Raw genomic sequence first — 6,144 nt, 5'->3', positions numbered from 1 at the left:
GGCCGAGAATGAACGCCATCGGAACACCCGGCGTCGTCAGCAGGGCACCGACGACGCCCCGCCCCTCATTGCCGATGAACCCCAGTCAGAACCGGCTTTGACATGGTGGCATGGCTTAGCCCAGGCCGAGCGCGAGAACTGGGCGGATCGTGTCGGGCGTACATTTAAGGCCGGAAGTTTTACTGTGCCCCGGCGTGATGCGGACCTTGCGCGCGCTGCCTTCTCCGTCCACGAAGAAGGGGTTCCAGACGAAACTCTAAATGACGCGGTGCGCAACCATGGCGGAACTCTCCCTTTCCCAAGCCGCGAAGCTAACAGGCAAGAGCAAGTCAACGATCAACAGAGCCATAAAAACAGGGAAAGTAAGCGCAACCCGACACGATGATGGCAGCTACTCGATTGATCCAGCGGAATTGTCTCGGGCGTTCAACATGGAACCCCATGACAGTTCGAAAAGAAGCGATGCGCAACCGGATGGAACCCGCCTGCTAGACCGCATCGAGGCCTTGGAAGCTATGCTCAATCGGGAACGTGAAATCTCGGCTGACCTGAAGGAAGATCGGGACCGTTGGCGGCAGCAGGCCACTACCCTCCTGACCGACCAGCGGACTACCACTGCGGCAACAAGCGCTAGATGGTGGCCGTGGCGGAAAAAAACCCCTTAACGATTAGCTCTATGACACGACCGAGAGGCAACTATGCGGGACAAAGCTGCCGTTCGCTGCGCAAGTTTAGCATGAGAGAGCGGCAGGGGGTCAGAAGCCGTATCAGATCCTGCACCAATGCATAGTAAGCATCCAAGGCATAAGATGAGGGTTTCAGGTGTCTAGCATGTCCCACTCATCTCCTAGAAGCCACCGGAGAGCAGACAACTTGCCATTGAGCATGCCCCACTCGAAGTCATCCCAAGGCCCTAGATTATTAAGGCCCACTTCATCTTCAGTTCTTTTTGCTGCTGCAAGTGCTTGCGCCCAAACTGTATCAAGGGTTTGGTCGCTTCGATATGGAGTGCGGGAATATTCAGCTTCAGGTACGACATGATGAGTACCGTCTTCAATCGCACTCCGTAGATTCCAATGACGATTGTACCAAATTTGCCTGCGCAGAATATTTTCAGCTTCAAGTATCTCTGACAAGCGGCGTGGCTCCATCGAGAAATTAAAATCCGCCTCTTCATCGTCTAAAATTTCAGGATCAAAATCCCTAAGAAGATCGACAAGAGATCCCCAATAGGTAGACTTTGGCGCATTGAATAGAGCGGCAATATCTGGGTGGGGATTCCTTCTGTCGCCGTTCGGCTCACTAAAATCTTTGCTGTTGTGAGTGACAAAAGCGAAGCGCGTTTCCTCACCAGAAGGGTCACTAATGACACTGGCGTAGGTCTCAATCAGAACCGCATCACCAACACTGTTTTTATTGAGGTGGTAGGGCGCTAGCGCATTGAGCGCGCGTTCTGTAACCCTTTGTTTAATAGAGTCTGTAGTGGTCAGTGCAGGCTTGCTGGTCAGCAGATTTTCGATCCGGTCAATTGACTCAGATACTGCCTCATCAGTCGTGACGATGGTATGATCTACTTCGTTCAATGCCTGTAGGGTGTTTGCTTTACTTGCATCATTGCCAAAGCGGTTGACGGCATCACGGACCAAGCGGAAGTGTGATTGCAAGCTCCGTCTAGAATCGGCAATGATCCGCGCCTTATTGCGTTGAAACTCATCAACCACAATTTGTGGGACGATCAATTCAACTTCTTGCTCCTTTATAAGGAATTCAAGAGCGCCGAGAACTGGTTTCTCTCGATGATCTTTCGCCAGATCAAGCCAGACACATGTATCAATTAGGACGTGAAGCATCTAGTTTCTTGCCTTTGCTGACTGCCGCCATAGCGGCAAGGACACAACCCACGCCGAGAAGCACATCACGTTCCGAGCAAGGTTCCGTTCACCAGCTGAGACGTGGGAACAGCCAAATACAAGCGCATGTTTTGCGCTATCCTATGCCCCGCAGACCTCAATTACCGAAGGGGTGGACCTGCCCGGCTAGTTTAGGTGCGGCGGTCAAGTTCGGCCATCATCGACCGGCAGCGCGTCCAACTTAGCGAGTTCCTTGCGGCGTTCCTCGGGCAGCGTGTCGGGGGTAGTGGCCGTGGAGCAGAACGTAGCACTGTCGGATCCTGTCAAGCATTACTGAGACAATCCTTCTGCCTTCTTGTGCATCCGCGATGGCGGCATGGTCATCGCGGCTAGTTCGGCTTGATCCGATTTTACTGGAGCGAAATCCCACTGCTCCACACCAACATTGATCTGCCCTTCGGCACCACGCCATCTGGTATGAACATGGCCGAAAATCTGTATTGTGCCTGCTCGGGCGCCGTTCCACGTCACTAAAGGGTAATGGCAAAGAACAAAACGGTTGCCCATAATTTCGATCTCGACCAGGTCATGGACTGAAGCCCATGGAAGCGTCTGGACTAACCAATCTGGATCGTGATTGCCGCGCACCAAGTGCTTGCGTCCAGACAAGGCCCAAAATGCTGCCTGTGCAGCCTCTCGGCCCCTGTCGGTTTCACAAGCTGCAAAGTCGCCAACGATCCACAGATCGTCCTCTGCTCCAACAATTGCGGCACGCTCGACCATCGCAGCATCCATTTTCTCGACCGAGGCAAAGGGGCGACTAAAAAAACGGCGCACTGAATCGTCGGAAAAGTGGGTGTCAGCAGTAAAAAAATGAGCCATTACGGATCCAGTTTTGTGAGTAGCTCAAAGGCTTCTGCATAAGCCCAAGCTACTCTGCTTTATGGCAAATTTAGCCAGCGTCACTTTTTGCTCAAGCTGAGCAAAAGCCCCCACTTATCATAGGCCATTACGCTCTTCTGTGCTTTTTCGTAGAGTGCCTTACGCTCGAAATGCAGGCGGTCCTCGACGTTTTTCTCGCCCATAGCCGTGAGATAGCTGACTAAGAACCCGTCAGCTCCTGTGCCGGGCATACCCGTTTTCCCGCGCGTAACAATTACCTCTAGTGGCGGAATCTGATCGTATTCTCTCGATACAGCTCCATCTTTTAGCCGCGCTTCTGAACGGATCTGGTCAATCACAGCGCCAATTAGTCCAAGCGGTCGGGCATATTTAGGTAAGGTACCAGCGTTCTTACGTTCTGGGTCCCTAGCGCGCAACTCGCGGTCCAAATCGGCATAGGTCATGATCTCGCCCCTCTGGGCGTACTCAATAATAATCGGGACCGCTTGCCGCGCCGTAACTTCAGACCAGCTCGTACCCTGAAAATCAGCACCTACTTGAAGATAGGTGAAGGCATCATCGTCCTCTTCCGCCTCATCCTCCATTGCTGTGAGACAGATATCCAACCAGACAGGAGGCTCTTCCTCAGCACAGGCGGAAGCAATGATTTCGACCGGGAGCTCAAGATAATAAGATGCTTTCACCGCATTCAGCCCCAGTTCCGCTAGACGTTCTTGTCCAGTCATCAGGCACCCCACTCCACTAACTTTGCCACATATCACTAACATGAAGATAAACACGTGTTAGTGTCAATGACTTTAGTTAGGGAAGTTTGTTTCTTTAGTGATCCCTATATACCAAGAGGGCGCAGCGCCTCTTGGCCCACGGCAATCAGCGGAGCGGCACGAAGTGGATTGCCTAGTGGGTTGTCATTTCAAATGACAATTCTGCCTCGCCACCCTAGGCTGCCCGCATGTTCAAGTCAGCCATCCGCGTCAACAAGATCAAAACCGTCGCCCAGTTGCGCGGCCTGTCCCTCCATGCCGAGCGCCATGACGAGATCGGCCAGGCGCGGGTTCGGGAGGGGGCCGTCGCAGGGGAAGCCCTGGCCTGGTCCAAGGCCGAGACTAGCGACCGCGACTACGTGGCCGCCTTCAAGGCCCACAAGGCCGAGCTAGGGGCCGGGGAACGCAAGAACGCCCCCCTTGCCATGCAGGCCTTGTGCGTCGTGTCGCCGGAATGGGTCCAGCAGGCTGGGGATCTCCATGACCGTGCCAATCCCCGCAACGTTGCCCTGTTCGAGCAGGCCAAGGCCTGGGCGGAAAGCTGGGCCGGCAAGGGCGCGGTCTTCGGGGTGCGCCTCGACCTGGACGAGAAGGGCGGCGCGGTGGTGGATCTGATGATCGCCCCGGTGCGCGAAAGCCGCGGCAAGCCGATCATCTCCACCCAGAAGCCCCTGAACGAGCTGAAGGCCGCCACGGGCGAGCGCAACGAATACGCCGCCTTGCAGACATCCTGGGCCGAATGGTGCCAGGAACACCTCGACCACAGCATCACACGGGGCCTCAGACGCGATCTGACGGCCCGTGAGCACCTGTCACCGGAAACCTATGGTGCAGTACTGGACAAGGCCCGTGAGGCCGTCCAGCGGCCCTCTGAGAGCGTCCTGGGGGTATTGCAGGCCGCTGACCTGTCCTGGAACGACACGGACCGGCTGCGCGACTACCTGCTGCTCAGGGGCGAGATCAGCCGCCACAAGGAGGATCCCCACGCCTACGAACCACCACCAGGCAGCCTCTCCCGAGACGCTGTCGAAGAAGCAAGGCTCTTTGAGCCAAACACCTGGAAGCTGATCTCGGCCTTGCGCCAAGGCGCCGAGCAGATCGTCGAAACGGCGTTCAGTTTCGGCATGGGCCTGGACAAGCTGCGCCGTCCCGATGGGCACGAGGCAGGCCGCAAGTGGTTTCCGTCGCTGGTCGATCGGCTGCACCTGGGCGCAGTGATCGCCAAGTGCGGGGTGTTCTGCGCCCAAGCCGAAGCCCTCGTCAAAAACCTCCGCATCGAGGATCCGGCGCAGCACCTGAAACCCGAACGGCTCTGGCCCGAGGAAAGCTTCGAACTGGTGGAGCGCTACAACCGCCACCTGGGCCTTGATCTTCCCCAGCACAGCCAAGCTCACCACGAGCGCCAACGGGAGCAGGTGGAGGAACCCCATGCGGTTCGAACGGAACGGCGCGAACGCAGCCATGACGACGACTACGATCATGGGCTGTGAGGTGGGACTGTAGCAGGAAATGCCATTTGGCAGCGTTACACTCGCCAAAGCCCAACTTTCACCAGCGTAGACTGCCGGTTTCGAGGCTCAGGGAAGCGTTACACGCACCAGCACGCCAGACCCTGCCCCTACAGCCCTTCCTGATGAGAGCGGGGCAGGGTCTGGCTCAGCACAAGCTCCACTCAGTGCTGAGTGCGCTTCACAGCCCTGTTTTCTGCAGTGTCGGGTGTCGCGTGTCGCGTGTCGCTTCGCTCCCCGCGACACCCGACACTGACACTAGAGGGCCTAAAAACTAGGTGCCGGAGGGCAAAAGACTAGGGCCCGGAGGGTTCGAGACTAGGGCCCGGAGGGTTCGAGACTAGGGCCCGGAGGGTTCGAGACTAGGGCCCGGAGGGTAAAAGATAGGGGTTGATGACTAGCAGTCAGTCATTCATGCTAGTCTTATGAGGGAAATCACCGTGCCCAGCAGCGCCGTTGCGCTCCGATCCGACAAGCCGCTGACCCCGGCCATGGTCTCGGCCATCTGGGAGCTGGCCTCGGCGCTCGACGCCGCCCGTATCCCCGCCGAGGTGGACAACAGCGTCTGGCTGGAAGTCCCCTCGCGGCTGCTGCGCGGCGAGGACGGCCGCAACGACAACGTCTGGCTGCGCGAGTGCCTGACCCGCCTGACCGGAGTGCAGCTCAGCGGCGAGTGGCGCGGCGATCCTTGGGGCGCGGTCCTGCTGGCCGAATGGAAGATCATCCAAGGCGGCTCAATGGTCCGGGCGCTGATCCCGCCCGCAGGCGTTCATGCTCTGCGCAGCCCGCAGAACTTCGCCAAGATCGAGGCCCGCGCCGCCCATAGCCTGACCGGCCACGGCCGCCAGCTTTATGTGCTGCTTGCCGACAAGAAGCGCCTGGGACGGCCGTTCTGGACCTTCACGCTGGATGAACTGCGTTCGCTCATGGGAGTGGCCGACAAGAAGTCCTACGAGCGCTGGAACAACTTCCGCCAATGGGTTCTCGACCCTGCCCTTGCAGCGGTAAATGACTACGGCACGGTCGAGGTCAGCATGACCCCAGAAAAGCGGGGCCGGTCAGTTCATGCCGTCACGTTCCGCTGGCGCTGGAAAGATCCTCACGACGCGGCCGAGACGG

The 6,144-nt window shown here is 57.5% G+C and carries 6 protein-coding genes; 3 read left to right on the top strand and 3 right to left on the bottom strand.

Annotated elements, in window-relative coordinates; all coding sequences use genetic code 11:
• Positions 1 to 385, top strand: a 385-nt coding sequence (locus FHD67_RS20785; RefSeq protein WP_218062366.1) for a hypothetical protein, incomplete at its 5' end; no start/stop codon positions are given.
• A 433-nt stretch (positions 386 to 818) separates the two neighbouring features.
• Here FHD67_RS20785 and FHD67_RS19660 read toward each other — a convergent pair.
• From FHD67_RS19660 to FHD67_RS19650, 3 genes are all read right to left on the bottom strand, one after another.
• The gene (locus FHD67_RS19660; RefSeq protein WP_139599784.1) at positions 819 to 1,850 is read right to left on the bottom strand and encodes a PIN domain-containing protein; all 1,032 of its coding nucleotides are present in this window, start codon (positions 1,848 to 1,850) and stop codon (positions 819 to 821) included.
• Positions 1,851 to 2,180: 330 nt separating this feature from the next.
• A complete protein-coding gene (locus tag FHD67_RS19655) occupies positions 2,181 to 2,732 on the bottom strand; it encodes a metallophosphoesterase (protein ID WP_139599783.1) in 552 nt (183 codons plus the stop codon).
• A gap of 80 nt (positions 2,733 to 2,812) precedes the next feature.
• Positions 2,813 to 3,478: a hypothetical protein gene (locus FHD67_RS19650; RefSeq protein ID WP_139599782.1), complete on the bottom strand. Its 666-nt coding sequence runs from the start codon at positions 3,476 to 3,478 to the stop codon at positions 2,813 to 2,815.
• A 227-nt stretch (positions 3,479 to 3,705) separates the two neighbouring features.
• Between FHD67_RS19650 and FHD67_RS19645 the strand changes: the two genes are divergently transcribed.
• Positions 3,706 to 5,007 carry a plasmid recombination protein gene (locus tag FHD67_RS19645; RefSeq protein WP_139599781.1) on the top strand — a complete coding sequence of 434 codons (1,302 nt, stop codon included), beginning with the start codon at positions 3,706 to 3,708 and terminating at the stop codon, positions 5,005 to 5,007.
• A gap of 443 nt (positions 5,008 to 5,450) precedes the next feature.
• The coding region (locus FHD67_RS19640; protein ID WP_139599780.1) for a replication initiation protein at positions 5,451 to 6,144 on the top strand (694 nt) is incomplete at its 3' end.

The organism is Paracoccus haeundaensis (assembly GCF_006239215.1).
GTDB classification, from domain to species: domain Bacteria; phylum Pseudomonadota; class Alphaproteobacteria; order Rhodobacterales; family Rhodobacteraceae; genus Paracoccus; species Paracoccus marcusii.
This window is presented reverse-complemented; position numbering and strand designations above follow the sequence as displayed.

What these genes read in the sequence shown, in the direction of transcription:
- FHD67_RS19655 (WP_139599783.1), bottom strand. Translation starts at nt 2,732, where the DNA reads ATGGCTCATTTTTTTACTGCTGACACCCACTTTTCCGACGATTCAGTG.
- FHD67_RS19660 (WP_139599784.1), bottom strand. Translation starts at nt 1,850, where the DNA reads ATGCTTCACGTCCTAATTGATACATGTGTCTGGCTTGATCTGGCGAAA.
- FHD67_RS19645 (WP_139599781.1), top strand. Translation starts at nt 3,706, where the DNA reads ATGTTCAAGTCAGCCATCCGCGTCAACAAGATCAAAACCGTCGCCCAG.
- FHD67_RS19650 (WP_139599782.1), bottom strand. Translation starts at nt 3,478, where the DNA reads ATGACTGGACAAGAACGTCTAGCGGAACTGGGGCTGAATGCGGTGAAA.